19 protein-coding genes are annotated in these 18552 nt (G+C 68.4%); 14 read left to right on the plus strand and 5 right to left on the minus strand.

Annotation, left to right across the window (positions count from 1 at the left end):
• Window positions 1–8 precede the first annotated feature (8 nt).
• Genes MHN80_RS08550 through MHN80_RS08560 form a run of 3 tightly spaced genes read right to left on the minus strand, consistent with a single transcriptional unit; the run spans window position 9 to window position 3920 of the window.
• Window positions 9–1346: a glucarate dehydratase family protein gene (locus MHN80_RS08550; protein WP_082931979.1), complete on the minus strand. Its 1338-nt coding sequence runs from the start codon at window positions 1344–1346 to the stop codon at window positions 9–11.
• 6 nt (window positions 1347–1352) lie between these two features.
• Complete coding sequence (locus MHN80_RS08555; protein ID WP_239400924.1) at window positions 1353–2285, minus strand: 5-dehydro-4-deoxyglucarate dehydratase; 933 nt, start codon at window positions 2283–2285, stop codon at window positions 1353–1355.
• A 24-nt stretch (window positions 2286–2309) separates the two neighbouring features.
• Window positions 2310–3920 carry an aldehyde dehydrogenase (NADP(+)) gene (locus tag MHN80_RS08560; RefSeq protein WP_239400926.1) on the minus strand — a complete coding sequence of 537 codons (1611 nt, stop codon included), beginning with the start codon at window positions 3918–3920 and terminating at the stop codon, window positions 2310–2312.
• Between the two features lie 415 nt (window positions 3921–4335).
• Between MHN80_RS08560 and MHN80_RS08565 the strand changes: the two genes are divergently transcribed.
• The 6 genes from MHN80_RS08565 (at window position 4336) to MHN80_RS08590 (ending at window position 8582) form a co-directional block, all read left to right on the plus strand.
• Window positions 4336–4935, plus strand: coding sequence for a hypothetical protein (locus MHN80_RS08565; protein ID WP_239400928.1), 600 nt, complete (start codon window positions 4336–4338; stop codon window positions 4933–4935).
• Window positions 4936–5199: 264 nt separating this feature from the next.
• Entirely contained in the window at window positions 5200–6435 is a 1236-nt protein-coding gene (locus MHN80_RS08570) for an alkane 1-monooxygenase (protein WP_239400930.1), read from the plus strand.
• Window positions 6432–6602 (plus strand): rubredoxin, encoded by a 171-nt coding sequence (locus tag MHN80_RS08575; RefSeq protein ID WP_064569808.1) that lies wholly within the window; start codon window positions 6432–6434, stop codon window positions 6600–6602. The genes MHN80_RS08570 and MHN80_RS08575 overlap by 4 nt, the downstream gene beginning before the upstream one ends.
• Complete coding sequence (locus tag MHN80_RS08580; RefSeq protein ID WP_058251790.1) at window positions 6599–6778, plus strand: rubredoxin; 180 nt, start codon at window positions 6599–6601, stop codon at window positions 6776–6778. Before MHN80_RS08575 ends, MHN80_RS08580 begins: the two co-directional genes overlap by 4 nt.
• Window positions 6775–7983, plus strand: a complete 1209-nt coding sequence (locus MHN80_RS08585) for an NAD(P)/FAD-dependent oxidoreductase (protein WP_239400932.1) — start codon at window positions 6775–6777, stop codon at window positions 7981–7983. Before MHN80_RS08580 ends, MHN80_RS08585 begins: the two co-directional genes overlap by 4 nt.
• Complete coding sequence (locus MHN80_RS08590; RefSeq protein WP_004019851.1) at window positions 7980–8582, plus strand: TetR family transcriptional regulator; 603 nt, start codon at window positions 7980–7982, stop codon at window positions 8580–8582. Before MHN80_RS08585 ends, MHN80_RS08590 begins: the two co-directional genes overlap by 4 nt.
• A 3-nt stretch (window positions 8583–8585) precedes the next feature.
• Here MHN80_RS08590 and MHN80_RS08595 read toward each other — a convergent pair whose 3' ends face one another.
• Window positions 8586–10070 carry a phospholipase D-like domain-containing protein gene (locus MHN80_RS08595; RefSeq protein WP_239400934.1) on the minus strand — a complete coding sequence of 495 codons (1485 nt, stop codon included), beginning with the start codon at window positions 10068–10070 and terminating at the stop codon, window positions 8586–8588.
• A gap of 200 nt (window positions 10071–10270) precedes the next feature.
• Here MHN80_RS08595 and MHN80_RS08600 point away from each other — a divergent pair, with 200 nt between their 5' ends.
• From MHN80_RS08600 to MHN80_RS08630, 7 genes are all read left to right on the plus strand, one after another.
• Window positions 10271–10834, plus strand: a complete 564-nt coding sequence (locus tag MHN80_RS08600) for a CHAP domain-containing protein (protein ID WP_239401212.1) — start codon at window positions 10271–10273, stop codon at window positions 10832–10834.
• Window positions 10835–10839: 5 nt separating this feature from the next.
• Window positions 10840–11472 (plus strand): DUF2461 domain-containing protein, encoded by a 633-nt coding sequence (locus MHN80_RS08605; RefSeq protein WP_239401214.1) that lies wholly within the window; start codon window positions 10840–10842, stop codon window positions 11470–11472.
• Between the two features lie 165 nt (window positions 11473–11637).
• On the plus strand, window positions 11638–13053 hold the full coding sequence (locus tag MHN80_RS08610; protein WP_239400936.1) for an FAD-binding oxidoreductase: 1416 nt from the start codon (window positions 11638–11640) through the stop codon (window positions 13051–13053).
• Window positions 13054–13087: 34 nt separating this feature from the next.
• Entirely contained in the window at window positions 13088–14083 is a 996-nt protein-coding gene (locus MHN80_RS08615; RefSeq protein WP_239400938.1) for an antibiotic biosynthesis monooxygenase, read from the plus strand.
• 10 nt (window positions 14084–14093) lie between these two features.
• Window positions 14094–15347, plus strand: a complete 1254-nt coding sequence (locus MHN80_RS08620; protein WP_239400940.1) for a multidrug effflux MFS transporter — start codon at window positions 14094–14096, stop codon at window positions 15345–15347.
• A 44-nt stretch (window positions 15348–15391) separates the two neighbouring features.
• Complete coding sequence (locus MHN80_RS08625; RefSeq protein WP_239400942.1) at window positions 15392–16789, plus strand: amidohydrolase family protein; 1398 nt, start codon at window positions 15392–15394, stop codon at window positions 16787–16789.
• Window positions 16790–16878: 89 nt separating this feature from the next.
• Window positions 16879–17811 (plus strand): antibiotic biosynthesis monooxygenase, encoded by a 933-nt coding sequence (locus tag MHN80_RS08630; protein WP_239400944.1) that lies wholly within the window; start codon window positions 16879–16881, stop codon window positions 17809–17811.
• Between the two features lie 7 nt (window positions 17812–17818).
• Here MHN80_RS08630 and MHN80_RS08635 read toward each other — a convergent pair whose 3' ends face one another.
• The gene (locus MHN80_RS08635) at window positions 17819–18226 is read right to left on the minus strand and encodes a YchJ family protein (RefSeq protein WP_239400946.1); all 408 of its coding nucleotides are present in this window, start codon (window positions 18224–18226) and stop codon (window positions 17819–17821) included.
• Window positions 18227–18321: 95 nt separating this feature from the next.
• Here MHN80_RS08635 and MHN80_RS08640 point away from each other — a divergent pair, with 95 nt between their 5' ends.
• Complete coding sequence (locus MHN80_RS08640; RefSeq protein WP_033203881.1) at window positions 18322–18549, plus strand: dodecin; 228 nt, start codon at window positions 18322–18324, stop codon at window positions 18547–18549.
• Window positions 18550–18552: the final 3 nt, after the last annotated feature.

Consider the following 18552-nt stretch of genomic DNA (forward strand, 5'->3'; position numbering starts at 1 on the left):
GGGCGCGTTCACCACCGCGGGCTGGAGTTCACGAAGCCCGGATCGATGGACTGCATGTAACCGGTGTCGTCCCGATCCCGGATCCCGCAGTCGAGGTACTGCTGGTGCAGCGCCTCCAGCGACTCCTCGTCGAGTTCGACACCCAGCCCCGGACCGGTCGGGACGGGCACCGCGCCGTCGACGATGCGGAGGGCACCCGGTTTGACCACGTCCTCGGTCTTCCACGGCCAGTGAGTGTCACAGGCGTAGGTGAGGTTGGGCGTCGCAGACGCGAGATGCACCATCGCGGCCAGGCTGATGCCCAGGTGCGAGTTCGAGTGCATCGACAGACCGAGTCCGAAGGTCTCGCAGATACCGCCGAGGAGGCGTGACCGCTGTAGACCACCCCAGTAGTGATGGTCGGACAGCACGACGGACACCGACCTCTTGCGCACCGCGGGTTCGAGGTGATCGAAGGCGACGACGCACATGTTGGTCGCGAGCGGCATGGTCGCCTGCTCGGCGACCCGGGCCATCCCCTCGAGTCCGGGAGTCGGATCCTCCAGATACTCGACGATGCCGTCCAGCTCGGCCGCGACGCGCAACGAGGTCTCCACGGTCCACGCCGCATTGGGATCCAGGCGCAGGGGCACACCGGGGAACTCGGCGTGCAGCGCCTTGATCGCGGCGATCTCCTCGTCGGGGTCGAACACCCCGCCCTTGAGTTTGATCGCGGTGAACCCGTAGCGGTCGATCATCCGGTGCGCCTGCCGGATCAGGCCGCTCGGGTCGATCGCCTCGCCCCATTCGTCCGGGAGACCGTTGGTGCCGGCGGCACCGGGATGCGCCGCCCACTTGTAGAACAGATACGCGCTGAACGGCACCTGGTCCCGGACACGCCCACCCAGCAAGTCGCTCACCGGACGTCCGAGGGTCTTGCCCTGGATGTCCAGACAGGCGACCTCGAACGGCGAGAAGACACGGTCGGTGGTGCTGGCCGTGGTGATCATCCCGGCCACCCCGTCGCCACCGGTGACCGCCAGCGTCGAGATCCGGGCGTCGATCGCGTCCCGGAGACGGTGCAGCGCGAAGGCGTCGAGGCCGGTGATCGCGTCGGCAGCGGCCTCCATCCGGGTGAGATGTGCGGTGTCCGCGTATGTCTCGCCGAGTCCGCGCACGCCGCCCGCCGTCTCGATCACGATGATCGCCCGGAGTGCGTAGGGCTGGTGGACACCCACCGTGTTGAGCAACGGCGGGTCGACGAAGGCGACCGGGGTGACGGTCACCTTCGTGATCGTGGTGTCGGTCCGCGGACCGGTGAGGGGGCTCAGCGCGACCGCCGCCGCGTCGATCGTGTTCGTCGACATGGCTTCCTAGACCGCGGCCGGGGTGGCGAGAGCGGTCGCCAGCACCGCCCGGCCGGCGGCGGTGATCCGCTCGAGCTCGGCCTTGTGCTCGGGAGTCGGCTGGACCAGCGGCGCACGGACGGGACCCGCCTCGATACCTTCCATCGTCACGCCGTGCTTCACGAGTGCGACGGCGTACCCGGGGACGGTGTTGCGCAGCCGGACCAGGGGGTGGAAGAACTCGCGCAGCAACGCCTCGGTCAACTCGACGTCGCCGGTCTCCAGCGAGTTGTAGAAGGCCAGGGCGAGCTCCGGCGCGAAGGCAAACGTCGCCGACGAGTACAGGGTGACCCCGATCGCGCGGTAGGCCTGCTGCGTGATCTCGGCGGTGGGCAAGCCGTTGAAGAACAGGAACTCCTTCGTGTCGCCCAACGCCTCCTTGACCGCGATCACGATGCGCGACACATTGTCGAGATCACCCGTGCCGTCCTTGAACCCGATGACCGTGGGCAGCAGGGCGACCTCGATCGCCGACGCCTCGTCGAACACGGCGTTGCCGCGGTTGTAGACGATCAGCGGCAGATCGGTGGCCGCGGCGACAGCTCGCGTGTACTCCGCGAGGCCGGCGGGCGGCATCGTCACCAGGTACGGCGGAAGCAGCAGGATGCCGTCGGCGCCATTGACTTTCGCACTCACCGCGAATTCCTTGGCCTGGACGAGCGAGCCGCCGGCGCCGGCGAACACCGGGACGCGCCCGGCGACGGTCTCGACCGCGCACCGGACGATCCGGCCGAACTCCTCGAGACCGAGCGCGTGGAACTCGCCGGTGCCGCAGGCGACGAACACGCCCCCGGGGCCGGCCGCCACCCCACGGTCGATGTGTTCGGCGAGGCGGCGGTAGTCCACCTCACCACTGCTGTCGAAAGGTGTGACGGGAAAGAACAGGACGCCGTTGAGCATTGGGACTCCTTGGATGGGTGTGGTTCAGTCGCGGATGAGTTCGCCGTCGACACGGCGCCAGATGTGTTCGGGGTTGCCGTCGGCGATCGGCCGCGGCAGCAGTGACGCCGGCACGTCCTGATAGGCCACCGGTCGCAGGAATCGCTCGATGGCGAGCGATCCGACGCTGGTGGTTCGGCTGTCGGAGGTGGATGGATACGGTCCGCCGTGCACCATCGCGTGTCCGACCTCGACACCGGTCGGCCATCCGTTGAACAGGATCCGGCCGGCCTTGAGTTCCAGCGCCTCGAGCAGGTCGCGGGCATCCTCGTGGTCGGAGTCCGCGGCGTGGACGGTCGCGGTGAGCTGACCTTCGAGCTCCGCGGCCACCTCCCGCACCTGCTGCAGGTCTCGACAGCGCACGACGAGGCTCGACGACCCGAAGATCTCCTGCTGCAACGTCGTCGACGCGAGGAAGGTCTCGGCGTCGGTGCCGAAGAGCGCGGCCCGACAGGTGTTCGGCCCGGTCGACTCCTCGGACCGGGCGAGAACGTCTGCGGCGGAGACGAACTCGTCAACTCCGGACGCATAGCTCGCGGCGATGCCCGGGGTCAGCATCGGCGTCGGCGTCGACGACGAGATCGCTTCGGCGGCCCCGGCGACGAAGGCGTCGAGGCCGGGGCCGTCCACGGCGATCACGAGACCGGGGTTGGTGCAGAACTGTCCCGATCCCATCGTCAGCGAGGCCACGAACGCACGGCCCAGGCCCGCCGCGTCGTCGCGCAATGCACCGTCGAGCGGGAAGACGGGGTTGATCGAACTCATCTCCGCATACACCGGGATGGGTTCGGGACGCGAGGCGGCAGCGGCGACGAGAGCTGTTCCGCCCGAACGTGACCCGGTGAATCCCACCGCCTTGATGTGCGGGTCGGTGACGAGTGCGATACCGAGTTCACGGCCGGTGCCGTACAGCAGCGAGAACGTGCCCGCGGGCATACCGGTGGCGGCAACCGCATCGGCGATCAACCGTCCGACCAGTTCCGAGGTACCGGGGTGGGCATCGTGCGCCTTGACCACGACCGGACATCCGGCCGCGAGCGCCGACGCGGTGTCGCCGCCGGCGACCGAGAACGCCAGCGGGAAGTTGCTGGCGCCGAACACCGCCACGGGACCGAGCGGGATCTTCCGCTGCCGGATGTCCGCACGCGGCAGCGGCGTCCGGTCCGGTCGCGCGGGATCGATGCGCGCTCCGTGCCAGCTGCCCTCCCGCAGCACCGAGGCGAACAGACGCAGCTGACCCGACGTGCGTCCGACCTCGCCGGTGATCCGCGCCGGCGGGAGGCCGGTCTCGGCGACGGCGCGCTCGACCAGGACCTCGGACGCGGCGTCGAGGTTGTCGGCGATCGTCGAGAGGAAGTGCGCCCGTTCCTCGGAGGAGGTGGCCCGATACGGCCCGAAGGCATCCGCCGCGGCTGCGGTGGCCCGAGCGACGTCGGCCTCGGTGCCGTGTGCGTACGCCGGCAACAATCGCCCACCGGTGGTCGGGTCGATGCCATGGACGGCACTCCCCGAACCGGTCACCCGCTCACCGGCGATGATGAGCTGACCGGTCAGGTCGTGCGTGGTCAGCGGTGCGGGTCGGTGCGCAATGGTCATCGTGGTCCCATCCCTTGTGAGTTGGCGTCTGCCGAGATCGCCGCGCCGTGGTCACGCCCCGAGCGATGTCGTCTGCTCTCGATCGGCGGCCGCGGTCGGCGTCGGCCTCGCCCTGAGTTCGGCCTTGTCACGACCGTAGGTCCGGCCATTCATTCATGTCCAAGTCAATTACTGACGCCATCAATGCGGGTGGTGCATCGATCCAGGTGAGTGATTCACGAGGGGACGAGACGATGCGCATCTTCGGTGTCATCCGGCCGGCCCACGCCGGGGCTCAAGCCCGCCCTGCGACGACGGGCAATGAGACAATCACAGCGCCGAACCCGACATAACGCACATGCGCCGAGCCACGGCGGATGTGCCGATCGTCGGACCGGGCACACCACCCACTCGACGAAAGCGGAATCCAGAACCGATGAAGCGCATTCGCCTCCTCGCCATCATGGCCCTGGCCATCTCGGCACTGACCATCTCCTTCGGCACCGCCAACGGCGCCCCCGCGCCTGCCGCGCCGTCCCACCACTCGAGCGCCTCCGCCGACGGAACCTCCATCATTTCCCAGCTGCGCAACGCGACGTTCGTCGCGGGCGAGCAGGAACTCCGGGTCGTCGACGCCCGCGGACAGACCATCGAACGGATCGGACTCGTGCTGCCGTTCGACGGGGCCGCGGTCCCGATGCGCGCGCAGGTCTCCGCCGATCGCACCCAGGCGACGTTCACGCCGATCCTCTCCCCCGAGGCGCGTGCGGCCATCGCGGCCGGCGTCCACCCGGCATCGGCCAAGAAGGACCGGGCCTACCAGCAGATGATCTGGCACATCACCAACGGCTGGAATCGCGGCGGCAACGTCACCACCGCGGTCGGCGCGCTCGCCGGACTCGTCATCGGCTGCATCGTCATCGTCGGCTGCGTCTGGGGCGCGGGCGTCGGCGCTGCCATCGGCGCGGTCATCGGCATCAACAACGGCGACCCGCGTGCGGGACAGTCGATCCTGAACTGGATCAACACCCCGTAGCAGCACCGAAGCCCGACACGCGTGGGCATCGACACGAATCCCCGACCCTGATCTCCAGGGTCGGGGATTTCTCTTGTGGCCCGGTCCCATCGGCAGCGATCCGCGCACAGTCAACGCATATCGACGCACAGTCGACGGGAGCTGCGACTCCGGAACCCTCCCGGGCGTTTGCTTTACAAATTGCCCCGATTGTCTAGACAACGGACATTGTCTCGGTTAATGTCCAGTGCTGTACATCACAGCCCCGTCCAGACAGGAGTGCGCATGAGTAGCGCACCGACCCCGCCCACCGCGGACGACTCGCCCGTCGAGTGGAAGGACCGGAAGCGCCATCTGTGGCTTCTCGGCCTGATCCCACCGACCTCGGTCTTTCTCGCGATGCTTCTCGTCGCCGGGTTCAATGCCATCGGCCACGGCCTCGATGTCGTGTCACCGGTGTGGTGGTGGATCGGGCCGATCCTGGTATACGTCCTGCTCCCCATCCTCGACGTGTTCTTCGGGCCCGACGGTTCGAACCCGCCCGAGGAGCTGATGGAGCAGCTGGAGAACGACAAGTACTACCGCTACTGCACCTACATCTACATCCCGTTCCAGATCGCGAGCCTCGTGATGGCCTGCTACCTGTGGACGGCCGACGACCTCGGCTGGCTCGGCATCGACGGCGGATTGGGCCTGGCGTCGAAGATCGGGTTGGCCCTGTCGATCGGCGCGATGGGCGGGATCGGGATCAACACCGCCCACGAACTGGGCCACAAGAAGGACGACCTCGAGCGCTGGCTGTCGAAGATCACGCTCGCCCAGACCTTTTACGGTCACTTCTTCATCGAGCACAACCGCGGCCACCACGTGCGGGTCGCGACGCCCGAGGACCCGGCCAGCTCGCGGTTCGGAGAATCGTTCTGGCGCTTCCTTCCCCGCAGCGTCTGGGGAAGTCTGAAGTCCTCGGTCGAACTCGAACGCAAGCGACTCGAGCGTGCGGACAAGCCGTTCTGGCACCCGAGCAACGACGTCCTCAACGCCTGGGCGATGTCGATCGTGTTGTGGGGTGCGCTCACGGCGATCTTCGGCTGGGAGATCCTGCCGTTCCTGGTGATCCAGTCCGTGTACGGCTTCTCGCTGCTGGAGACCGTGAACTATCTCGAGCACTACGGTCTGCTCCGCCAGAAGACCAACACCGGTCGCTACGAACGATGCACTCCGGAGCACAGCTGGAATTCCGATCACATCTGCACGAACATCTTCCTGTACCACCTCCAGCGGCACAGCGATCATCACGCGAATCCCACCCGGCGGTACCAGACCCTGCGCAGCTTCGACGGTGCCCCGAACCTGCCGAGCGGGTACGCGAGCATGATCACGCTCGCCTACTTCCCCCCGGTCTGGCGGCGCGTGATGGATCGGCGGGTGCTCGACCATTACGACGGAGACGTCGAACGCGTCAACATCGCACCGCACCGCCGCGAACGCGTCCTCGCCGAGCACGGGGTGTCGCCGCGATGAGCACATTCCGTTGTCCGGTCTGCGATTACGTCTACGACGAGGCCGCCGGCGCGCCCCGTGAGGGCTTCCCGCCCGGCACCGCGTGGGCCACCATCCCCGACGACTGGCCCTGCCCCGACTGCGGGGTTCGCGAGAAGATCGACTTCGAAGGAGTGGCAGTCCGATGAATTTCAAGCTTTTCCGTTGCGAGGTATGCGGTTTCGAGTACGACGAGGAACTCGGCTGGCCGGAGGACGGCATCGAACCCGGCACACGCTGGGCCGATATCCCCGACGACTGGAGCTGCCCGGACTGCGGGGCGGCGAAGGCCGACTTCGAGATGGTCGAAGTGGCGCGTCCATGAGCGCCGTTCGCGTCGGTGACTCCGGGAGAGACGTGTCGGTGGTGATCGTCGGCACCGGTGTCGCCGGCATCACCGCCGCGGAGACACTGCGTGGCAACGGTTTCGACGGGACGATCACCGTCTTCGGGGAGGAGCCACATCTCCCCTATCGTCGAACGGCGTTGAGCAAGAGCCTCGTCGTCGGCGACCTGTCGGACGCCAAGATCACGCTTCGTCCGCCCGGGTACTGGTCGGAGCGGGGCATCGACATCGTGACCTCGACGCGAGTCGTCGACGTCGACACCTCGTCCCGCCTGGTCCGCCTCGCCGACGCCACCGAGGCCGGTTATGACGCGCTGGTCCTGGCCACCGGCGGACGTGCCCGGCAGTTGCCCGGCGGGTCGTCGTCCCCATCCTCGTTGCGCACCCGGCGCGACGCGGAGGGACTGCGGGAGGCGATCGCGGACGGACCGGTGGTCATCGTCGGCGGCGGACTGATCGGTCTGGAGATCGCCGCGGCCGTGGCGACCGCGGGTGAGGGATCGCAGGTGACCGTGGTCGAGCGCGGATCGTCGTTGCTGTCCCGGGTCGTCCCGGCGTCGGTGGCCGAGGCGGTGGCGACCCTGCACCGTGAACGCGGTGTCCGGATCCTCACCGGCGCGGAGCCCATCGCACTCGGCGCGCAGACGGTGACACTCGCCGACGGGCAGACGCTGACGGGGACGGTGATCAGTGCGGTCGGAATGGAACCCGAGCTCGACTTGGCACGCAGTGCCGGACTATCCGTCGATTCGGCCGGTGTCGTCGTCGACGATGCGCTCCGCACGGGGGTGCCCGGTGTCTATGCGGCCGGAGATGTCGCGGCGCGCCCGCATCCGTTGACGGGGGCACCCATGCGTGCCGAGCAGTGGCTCACGGCGACCGAGCACGGCAGACTGGTCGCCATGACGATCGCCGCCGACCTCGGATCGGACGCCGACACCTCGGTTCCGGTGCCGCGAGTGCCACTGGCCTGGACGATGCAGTACTCCACCAACATCCAGGTCGTCGGGTGGCCGACCTCCGGGGACCGAGTCGACGTCGAACTCGACGACTCCAGCTCGGTCGTCCGGACCTTCGCGGGTGATCGACTGGTCGGGGCGGTCTGTATCGGACGGGGTGCATCCGGGCGCGCGCTGCGCGCCGAGATCGAGTCCTCGCGCCAGCCGGCCGGCGTCGGCGGATGACGACACGCAACTTCGCCCAGGACAGCAGGGCCCTCCTCCGCAACTCCCTGCTCGACGGGCTACACGACCTGCTGCTGGACCGGGATTGGGCGGCGGTGCGCATGTCCGACGTCGCCGCCGCCACCGGAGTCAGTCGTCAGACCGTCTACAACGAGTTCGGGTCACGCTATGGCCTCGCCCAGGGCTACGCGGTCCGGTTGGCCGGTCGTTTCGCCGGCCACGTCGCGGACTCGCTGGCCGGTTCCGTCGACGACGTCACCGAAGCCCTGCACAAGGGTTTCGGTGAGTTCTTCGCCGGGGTCGCCACCGATCCGCTGATCGCGTCGCTGCTGTCCGGCGAGGCCAAACCCGATCTGATGAAGTTGATCACCACCGATGCCGCACCGATCATCACCACCGCGGCCGACCGGCTGGCCGATGCCTTCCGCCAGTCCACCTGGCTGACGATGGCGGAGTCCGACGTCGTGCGTATCTCACGCGCGATCACCAGGATGGCCCTGAGCTACATCGCCATGCCGCCGGAGGGCGATCGGGATGTCGCCTCCGACCTCGCCGCCATCATCGCCCCGGCCATCGAGGTGGCCCGCGCACGGGTCTGACGGTCAGCCGCGCAGGAGGCTCCGCGTGCCGCGCCGGATGACCGCGCGATAGATCCGGTCGATGGTGCCGACCCGTGCGTCCTCGGGGTCCACGAGTTCGTTTTCCGCGATGACCGATTCTTCGCCGTCGATCGTCTCGCGATCGAAGGCCTCGAGTGTCCGGCCGGGGCCGGTCAGCCCGTCGATCGCCCTCACGAGCGAATCCGCCTGAGCCACGGCCTCGTCGAATACCCGGTGCTCGACGCCCAGATGCTCGGACAGCAAGCGCGTACGCATGGACAGGATCGTCGACCGCAGGGTCCGGTCCGCCGGATCACGCGGATCGGCTTCGATCGCGACGTCACATTCACTGTCGAATCCCAACGACCGGTTGTTGAGGTTCGACGACCCGATGCGCAGGAGGACGTCGTCGACGATCAGCACCTTGGCGTGCACGTAGATCGGGTCGCCGTCGGCGGTGACCGGATAGTAGGCGCGGAATCGGTCGTACTTGTCGGCGCGCCACAGCAGTTGCAGGAGTTTGTGCCGCGCACCATCCATCGCGAGTCGCTCGACCGGGCTGTCCGCATGCCGAGGCAGCACCACGACGATCTCGGGACCGTCGGGCTCGGCGAGGCGTTCGGCCAGCGCATCCGCGACCTCCCGGGCCGCCAGGTACTGACTCTCCACGTAGATGGTCCGTTGCGCCGCGGCGAAGGCCGCGCGATAGAGGCGACGGATCTCCTCGACCTGGGGCCGGGCGTCGTACTGCGGAATCGTCCGCGCCACCGCGACGTCGCAGTCGGTGAACGTGACGTCGAGATCCGCCGGCCAGATGTCGGGGCCGTCCGTGTCGACCAGGGGCTTGAGACACTCGCCGGTGGCTGCTTCCCAGCGGTCGAGGGCGACGGACGCGACCACGCGCGCGGCGTCGCCGTCGAGCGCAACGGTGACGTCGTGCCACGGCCCATGCGGCCGGCCGTCGGGATCTCGGCGAAAGTCGTTCTGCGACAGATGCTCCGAGGTATCCCAGCGGTCCACGGTCATGTCGATGCCGCCACAGAAGGCGAACTGGTCGTCGATCACCGCAATCTTCTGGTGGTGGGCGGCCGAGACCGGGTGCGCGGCGTCGATCCGATAGTGCAGACGGCGACCGGTGAGCAGGTCCTGGACGAACGGCGGTGCGACCCCGCGCAGGATGCCGGTGAATGCTCCGGTGCTCCAGCGCAGGACGTGGATCTCCAGCTCCGGACGGGTGTCGATCAGCCACCGCAAGAAGTCGCCGAGCACATCGGGGACCTCATCGTCGGTGGTCGTCGGGTCGAGTCTGATGCGGGTGTCCACATCCCACCCGATGAGCACTATTCGTCGCCGGGCCTGCAACAACGCCGACTTCGCGTGCAGAAAGTAGTCCGCCGCATCGACGATGCAGGCCACGCGGTCCGCGGTCGCGATCTCGCGGCACGTGTCCCCGGCACGCAGGATCGGCTCGTGAGCTGACTCGTCCACCGCGTTCACTCCTCGCATCGCCTCGGGCCCCACCGGCGCCCATTGTGCCAAGGCGCCGTGGCGCTCGCGCGGGCGAGGCGGGTCGCCGCCGGGCTGCGCGTCGGATGCCTACACTCGTCGAGGTGACCGCCGACCCGACTGCCGATCGACCAGAGGACGCTGCCGAGCGCGCGCGCCCGACGCGTCGGGGCGGGCGGCGGATGGCGATCGCCGCGGCGCTGGTCGTGGTCGTTCTCGCCGGCGTCGGCCTCGTCGCCTGGCGGACCGTGCCCGAGCGGTGGTTGCCCTGGGACACCGCCGAGTTCCCCGAGGTCGACGCATCCGAGCTCACGCCGGGGCAGGTGCGGGTCGTCGAAGCGGTGCGGCGCGAACACGCCGCCCAGCGCCCGGGGACGTTCTTCTCCGAGGGCGCCGACGAGCCGTGGTGCGCGAACTTCGTCAGCTGGATCATGCGGGCGGCGGGCAGTCCGCTGGCCAACCCGCATTCCGGCCACTGGCGCATCCCCGGCGTGTACACGCTCCAGGAGTATTACGAGGCCGAGAACCGGTTCGAGGCCGTCGGCGACCACGCACCCCGGGTCGGGGACGTCGTGCTGTACGACCGGTCGTCGGGATTCGGTCAGCACACCAACATCGTCGTGGCGGTCGACGGTGAGACCGCCGTCACGGTGGGCGGCAACGAGATGGGGCGCATCCGGATTCACTCGCTGGACTGGCGGTCCGACGGTGGTGTCGTCGGTTTCGGTCGTGGCCTCCCCGGATGACGGCGATGGACTTCACCGGTTTCCCCGAGGCCGCACTCGACTTCTACGACGACCTGGAGATCGACAACTCCAAGGTGTTCTGGGAGGACCACAAGGACGTCTACCGCTCGGCGGTCGCCGAGCCCATGAGGGCCCTGACCGACGCGTTGGCCGATGAGTTCGGTCCGGCCAAGATCTTCCGGCCACATCGCGATGTCCGATTCTCGAAGGACAAGACGCCGTTCAAGACCCATCAGGGCGCGTTCGTCGCCGTGGCCCCGGCCACCGGGTATTACGTCCAGATCGGCGCTCCGGGTGTCCGGGTCGGCGCCGGCTTCTACGAGGCGTCGCCGGCCCGGCTCGCCGAGCTGCGGAAGTCCATCGACCACGACCGCAGCGGACCGGAGCTCGAGAGAATTCTCCGGCGGCTCACGAAGGACGGCTGGGAGATCGCCGGGGACCGGCTCAAGACCGCGCCACGTGGATACGACGTCTCCCATCCGCGGATCGAACTGCTCCGCCACCGGTCGTTGTCGGTCGGCCGGGACTACGGATTCGACGAGATCATCCACTCGCCGGAACTCGTGGATCGCATACGCCGTGACTGGCGGGCGACGGTCCCCTTCGTCGAGTGGACAGCGGTCCGCATGAACAGCTGACGCCGGACCGCTCGGGCGGTTCGTGCTGGTCCACCCGGACCAATTCACGACGAGTTCTCCGGTTTGGCGCGCGCATGCGGATGCGGCGGGGTGATACTTGCGCCGACCGCGTCCGAGATCACACCCAGCGTCTCGGACGATCACGAGTACCGGGGCGGACGGCCGATGACGACCCTTTCCGACGGCATCGCCGCCGAGCTCGACGCCGCGCTGGCGGGGCGCATGCATCGACCCGGGTCCGCCGGATATCGAGAGTCACTGTCGCGCATCTTCTTTCCCGACGCGTCCCGACGCACTCCGCCATGTGTGGTGCACCCCCGGGACACCTCGGACGTGGCCACGGCCATGCGGATCGTCTCGGCCGGCGGTGGTCGCGTCACCGCCCGTGGGGGCGGACTCAGCTCCACCTGCGTCGACGACTCCGCCGTGCTGATGGACCTGTCGGTTCATCTCACCCGGATCGACGCCCACGACGACCGCGTCCGGGTCCAGGGCGGCGCCACCGTCGGCGCGGTGCTCGAGGCACTGACCGGGTCCGGGCGGGTCATCCCGGTGGGCATCGTCGGTCTGGCCGGGTTCGGCCTCGCCACGCGCGGCGGCGTCGGATACCTCACGCGGAGCGCCGGACTCACCCTCGACCATCTCGTCGAGGTCGAACTCGTCCGGCCCGACGGCGAGGTGGTGCGGCTCGACGCGGACAGCACGGGCACCGAGGCCGACCTGTGGTGGGCGGTGCGCGGATGTGCCCCGAGCTTCGGCGTGGTCACCGCGGCGGAACTGCGCACGGTGGCGCAGGGCCCGGTGCACATCGACCGTGCGGTGGTCGAACTCGATGCGCTGGCCGACTACTTCGCGATCGCGCCCACACTCCCCCGACACACGACGATGGGCGCGGTCCTCGGGTACGGCGCCGATGACGACGAGCCCGCACTTCTGGTCTACACGGCGTGCCGTGGTTCCCGGGCGACCGACCTCGCCGAGGCACGCGAAGCCACCGACGCCGTCGTGGCCGGTTCCGCCCGTCCGCCCCGCTTCCGGTCGCAGACCACGGGTCGCTATCTGAGCGGGTTGCCCGAATTCGCGCACCCCGGTCCGGGCGGCACCGACCCGCCGCCCATCCGGGCAGCCGACCCTGACACGTCGTCGGAACGCGGGCACTTCTTCGGGAAGTCGGTGTTCGTCGGCCCGACGCTCGGGGACGACGTCGCCGACGGATTGCGGAACGCGATCACCGCCGCCCCGACCCGGGCGTGCCGTATCGATTTCCAGCACACCGGCGGCGCCCTCGCCGACGTCGACGACGCGAGCACCGCCTTCTGGGGCCGTGGCGCCGAGTGGAACGTCCCGCTGAACGCCATCTGGTCCGACGACGCCGCCACCGATCGGTGCGAGGCCTGGGCCCGCGCCGCCCTCGATGTGCTGGCCGCGGACACCATCGGCGTCTACAGCGTCGAGCTCCGGCCCGGATTCGCCGAGACCGAGCGGGAGACCGAAGCGGCATTCGGCGGCAATCTCGCGCGACTTCGACGACTGCGGGACCACATCGACCCCGGTCGGGCACTGGGGGTTCTGCCGCTCTGATCGCCCACCCGCCCGAGACCACGCCGGAGGACCCATGACCAACGAGATCTCCCGCCCCGAGACGGGGCGGAAGTCCGGAGCCCCCGAGGGCGCCGCGACCCTCATCATCGGCCAACGCGTCCATGCGGGTATGGACGATCGCTACCGGGAGTGGTTCGGGAAGATCGAGACCGCGGCGGCCCGGTTTCCCGGCTTCGTCGGCTCGAAGCTGCGGGCGCCGGATCCCAGCCAACCGGACTGGACGGCGATCTACGGATTCGACTCGGTCGGCCACCTCCAGGACTGGCTCAACAGCGCCGCCCGGCTCGACCTCGTCGACGAGGGCAAGCCCCTCTTCGACGGTCCGGCCACCGCCCAGGTCCTGGCGCCGGGCACCGCCGAGCCGGAGACGCTCGTCACCGTCGTGGTGTCGCACCGGGTCGCCGAGTCCAAGGTCGACGACTTCCTGGCGTGGCAGCAACAGGTCGACGCCGCCGAGCACCGATTCCCCGGCTTCCGCGGCACGGAATTGTTCCGGCCGATCCCCGGCGTCCAGGAGGACTGGACGATCTCGTACCGCTTCGACACCGCCGAGCACCTCGACGCCTGGCTGACATCCGGTGAGCGTGCCCAACTCCTCGCCGAGGCCGAGGACTTCGGCGACTTCACCCTTCGCCGGATCGACCACTCCTTCGGCAACTGGTTCTCCCACGGCGGGGATGACGCGCCACCTCCGTCGAATGTCAAGACCTCCGTGGCGGTCTGGGTCGGCCTCTACCCCACGGTGGTGTTCCTCACCCTGATGACGGCGCCGCTGGGAATGCCGTTGTGGCTGGGCATGCTGATCGGAAACCTGTTGTCCAGCTTCGCGATGAGTTATCTCACGATGCCGTACTACGTGAACCGGGTGCTCGGCTGGTGGCTGCAACCGAAGTCGACGGCGCCTCAACCCCGGACCAACCTCCGGGGCGCGCTGCTCATCATTGCGCTGAACGCGGCCTGGGTCGCGATCTTCTACTTGATCACGGTCCAGTTCTGGACACTCCCGTGAGTGCGTCGCCGTGACAACCGGTGTCGCCGGGCCTCGCCCCGGTCGGATCGTGGGCATCCTCCTGTGCGTTGTCCCGCTCAGCCAGATCCCCCTCGACATCTACACGCCGGCGATGCCCGACATGGTGACCGACCTGTCGTCCACCTCGACGGCCGTACAGGCCACCGTCACCGCCTACATGGTCGGTCTCGCAGTGGGTTTCGTACCCGTCGGGGTGCTGGCCGACGCGTGGGGACGGAAGCGGGTTCTGACAGCCTGCATGGGCGTGACGATCATCGCCAGCCTCGCCTCTGCGGCGGCGACGACAGTGCCGATGCTGCTCGGTGCCCGCTTCGTCCAAGGACTGGGCGCATGCGCGTGCGTGGTCCTGAGTTACGCCGTTGCCGCCGACTGTTTCCGCGGCAGGAAACTGACCTCGGTCGCCGGATTGCTGGGTGCCGCCTGGGGTCTCGCACCGGTCATCGCGCCGGCCGTCGGCGGTGTGCTGGCCCAGTTCCTGACCTGGCGACTCATCTTCGTCCTGATCGCGGCGATGACCCTCCTGGTCGGCATCGTGGTCGTGATGGCCCTGCCCGAGACGCTCGCCCCGGGCGACCGTGTCCCCGTCGATGTGCGCGCCACGTCCCGGACCTCCGTCTCGATCATCACCCACCCCGTCTTCGCCTGCTTCGTCGTCGTTTTCGGGTTGATGGCGGCGGCTCAACTCGCCTTCGGCGTCGCGGGTCCGTTCCTCTATCAGTCCGAGCTCGGATTCACGCCGGCCGCATACGGTCTGATCGCCCTGTGTGTGGGCGCGGCGAATCTCGTCGGCGAACTGGCGTGCAGCTACTTCGCCATCCGGACGTCGACGCGTCGGCTCGCGTACGGCGCCTTCGTCCTGTTCGGCGCCGGCACCGCGGTGATCCTGACATCGGCACTCACCGTCGGTTCCGATGCGTGGGCGCTGACGATCGGTGCCGCGCTCGCCCTGGCCGGATGCGGCATACTGTGCCCGCAGATGTACGGCCTCGCTCTGGGACTGTTCACCAAAAATCTAGGGCTGGTCGGCGGGATCGCCACCGCCGCCTCGTATCTGATCGTCTCGGCGGCGCTGACCCTCGTGGGCGTCCTCCCCGAGACCTCTCCCGCTCCGCTGGGCTGGTTGTACGCCGGCTGCGGACTGGCCGGGGTCCTCCTCCTCGGGTGGGCGACGTCGGCCCGACACCGAACCGACCACCCGACCATCCCTCAGACGCCGAGACTCACCGACCCACAACGCCTCTGACCTCCCGAACGCAACGACCGCACCACATCAACCGAGGAGCACCGATGACCGACACCGTCCACTACGGGCACATCTTCCATCTGGCCGGCAGTCCGGCCGTCACCGAGGCGGTCGACGCACTCGTCTCGATACCCGACGGGGCGCTGGTCGTCGGCGACGACGGCACGGTCAAGTTCGCCGGCGAGAAAGCCGATGTCCCGGACGAATTCGCATCGGCGGAGTCCCACGACCACCCCGGCGGGTACCTCATCCCGGGTTTCGTCGACACCCACATCCACTTCCCGCAGACCTACGCCGGCGACTCCTACGGCGGCGGGCAGCTGCTCGAATGGCTCAATCTCTGCATCTTCCCGTCCGAATCCAAGTTCGCCGACCCCGAATTCGCCCAGGCCGCCGCGGTCGAGTTCACCAGGCGTCGGGTCGCCGCGGGGACGACCGCCATGATGGTGTTCGGTTCCGCCTTCCCCCACGCCCAGGACTCCCTGTTCACCGAGACCCAGAAGGCCGGACTGCGTATCGTGGCCGGCCGCGGCATCCAGACCGTCGGTGGTGACACCGCCAAGCCGCTGCTGACCTCGGAGGAAGAGGCGATCCGCCTCACCAGGGCCGAGATCGACAAGTGGCACGCCGCCGACACCGGCGACTACCGCACCGCGTTGCTGCACGTCGCGATCGTGCCGCGGTTCTCCCTGTCGGTGACCACCGAGACGCTGAAGAACCTCGGCGACCTGTACGACGAATACCGGGACCGAGGCGTCTACGTCCACAGCCACCTCAACGAGAACAACCGACCCGGAACCGGGGAGGTCGACACCACCAAGGAGGTCTACCAGGTCGACTCCTACCTCGACACCTACGACGGCAAGTTCCTGCCCGGCTCGCAGGTCGGCGGCAAGAGCCTGCTCGGTCCGCGGACCATCCTCGCGCACTGCGTGCACTGCCAGGATGCGGAGCTGGCGCGCATGGCCGAGACCGGCACCTCGATCTCGCACTGTCCGGTGTCCCAGTTGTTCCTCGGGTCGGGCACGATGCCGTGGAAGCGTACGGTTGCGGCGGGTGTGAACATCTCCGCCGGAACCGATTTCGGCGGCGGCGACGAATGGCTGGTCCCGCGCGTCCTCGGCGACGCGTTCAAGCAGCACATCACCGAACCCGGAGACGCCGGGGTGTCGATGCACCCGGCCGAGATGCTGTTCATCGGAACCGTCGGGGGCGCCCGCGCGCTCGACATGGAGGACCGCTTCGGCAACTTCGATCTGGGCAAGGAGGCCGATTTCCTCGTCATCGAACCCGTGGACGCCCTGAAGTCGACGCTGGACAACGCCGTCCGTTCCGACGATGCCGATCTCGCTCGCGACCAGACCCTGTTCGGCCTGTTGATGGGCCTTCGCGAATCATCCATCGCCGAGGTCTACGTCCAGGGGCGTCGGGTCACCGTCTGACCGGCCACCGGAACTCTGCCCGGCAGGAGACGACGATCGTCACCACACACGACGCCACCGACACCGCAGGCACCACCGCGATCATCGCGGTGTCGGTCTTCCACGCCGGCACCAACGGCGATTTCGCGGAGTGGGCCGCGACGCTGGCCGCCTCGGCCACCGATTCCGCCGGCTGCCTGGGCGTCGCGATATCGGCGGTGACCGACGGACATTTCGATCCGGCGGTCGCGACCACGTTCGTCGACGAGGACGCCTTGGACCGGTGGCTCGCCGGTCCGGGACACCGGTCTGCGCTCGAGGCCGGACGAGCGCGCGGTTGGCTACCGGCGACGCCCGTCCTCGAGCTCGTCGACGGACAGTCGCCGCCGCCCGGAGTCGGCGCGTTCCGGCACGACATCGTCGCCGGCGCGGTCGGCGACTTCGTCGCGGCGCAACACGTGTTGACCGATGCGGCAAGCGGCTTCGGCGGCTACGAGGGCACCGCCCTGTTCGTCGACGACGAGCGCGAGACGTCGCTGTCGGTGTTGCGGTTTCGCACGGACCGTCAGCTGGCGGCCTGGGTGTCGTCGAGCCGACGCAGCGAAGCCCTCGCCGGGCTGCGTTCGAGTCTCACCCACGATTTCGAGACGATGGCCAGCACGACGGCCTTCGGCACCACCGTGCGCACCGACCGCGGCCGGATACTGCAGACGCCGAACTGGAAGTCGGCGATGATGGTGCTGCTGGTGCTGTACCCGACGGTGATGACACTCTCGAGGTTCCTCGGCCCGACCCTCGATCGCCTCGGCGCGGAACCGTGGCTGGCGCTGTGGCTGAGTCAGGTGGTCAGCGTCTCGCTCATGCAGTGGTGGCTGATGCCGTGGGCGTCCCGCCCCTTCCGGCGGTTCCTCGATCCGGTCGACGGGAACAACTGGCGCAGCAACATCGCGGGAGCGGGCACGATCCTGATGCTCTACCTGCTATGCCTGACGGTCTTCGGCAGCGTGACGTGGCTGCAGTTCTGGGATTTCGCCGACGCCTGAGTGTTCGTCAGTCGACGATCCCGTCCAGGTAGACCCATCGACCATCGAGTCGCGTGAAACGACTGCGCTCGTGCAGCGATCCCGGTTCCGGTCCTCGTCGGTAGTACGCGGTGAAGGTCACCTCGCCCTCGACGTCGAAGGGTGATCCGGCAGCTGTCGACTCGATGTCGAGGCGATACCAGCGCGTCGACTCGTCCAGATCCAGCGTGACGGGGCGGGTGTCGGGATGCCAGCTGACCAGCAGATGGTTCCGATCTCCGAGCGCGAAAGCGGTGAAACGCGAACGCATCAAGGCCTCGGCGGTCGGTGCGGGGCGCTCACCGGCGAGAACGGGTCCGCAACAGTCGCCGAGGACGAGACCCGACAGACACGGGCACCTCGCGGAGACGTTCCGGTTTACCGATTCACTGGTCACCTCTCGATCTTAGGGGTAGACAGGAGGAGCGGCCGTCCGCGCTGCGGACCCACCGCACCCCACGCCCGAAGGTTCTCATGATTGGAGCGGTTCCCTTGTCGGACAACGTGTATCGAGTCATCGAAGTCGTCGGGTCCTCGGCCTCCGGCACCGATGACGCCATCCGGAATGCGATCACCCGCGCCTCGTCGACCGTCAACCATCTCGATTGGTTCGAGGTCACCGAGACCCGCGGCCACATCGAAGACGGTCAGATCGCCCACTTCCAGGTGACGCTGAAGGTCGGCTTCAAGATCGAAGGCTCCGGCGACGCGACACCGTGATCG

Source organism: Gordonia sp. McavH-238-E (assembly GCF_022348225.1).
GTDB classification, from domain to species: domain Bacteria; phylum Actinomycetota; class Actinomycetes; order Mycobacteriales; family Mycobacteriaceae; genus Gordonia; species Gordonia terrae.